This window comes from Hymenobacter daeguensis (assembly GCF_054780555.1).
On the sequence record NZ_BAAGWC010000066.1, the window covers coordinates 1 to 817 of the forward strand.

Below are 817 nucleotides of genomic sequence, written 5' to 3' on the forward strand. Positions count from 1 at the left end.
CTAGAGCGTGAGGACAATTACCTTTCGCTAAATCAGTAATCGCCCATGCACCGCCACGAAATTACAGACCGTCAATGGGCATTGGTCGCGCCGCTGCTACCAGGCAAAGCGACGGACTGTGGCGTAACGGCCCTGGATAATCGACTGTTTTTCAATGCCGTGGTGTGGTTGCTGCGCACGGGCGCGGCCTGGGCCGACCTGCCCGAGCGGTTTGGCAAGCCCAACTCCGTCTGCCGCCGCTTCCGTCGGTTGGCCCAGAAAAAAGTATGGGAGGCCGTTTTCGAGGCCCTAAAAGCGCCGGAACTGGACTGGGTAATGCTTGATTCAACCGTGTTGCGGGCCCACCAGCACTCGGCGGGCCAAAAAAAAGCGACCCCGTGACCGAGTGCCTGGGCCGTAGCCGGGGCGGGATGAGCACGAAGGTGCACGCTTGCATTGATGCGCTGGGCAATGCCGTGCGCCTGGTGGCCACCGCCGGGCAGGCGGGCGACTGTCCGCAGGCATTGGGCTTGCTTGAGGGACTCGACACGCGCATGGTCATTGCCGATACGAGCTACGACAGTGACGCCAACCGGGCCTACTGCGCCGAAAAGGGCATTGCCGTCGTCATTCCCAACCGGCCCAACCGCGTGGAGCCGGTCGCGCTCGACGAAGAATATTACCGCGACCGCAACAAAATCGAGCGCTTTTTCGGCCGTATGAAACAGTATCGGCGGCTGGCCACCCGCTATGATAAAACCGTCGTGTCCTTTCTCGCTTTTTGGCATGTGGCCGCCGCCCTCGATTGGCTCCGCTGATAATTGTCCTCACGCTCTAG

General features: G+C 61.0%; 1 pseudogene. It reads left to right on the plus strand.

The features are described from left to right. Positions 1-72: 72 nt before the first annotated feature. Positions 73-797: pseudogene (locus ACYVHT_RS23300) on the plus strand (IS5 family transposase); the annotation flags it as partial. Positions 798-817: the final 20 nt, after the last annotated feature.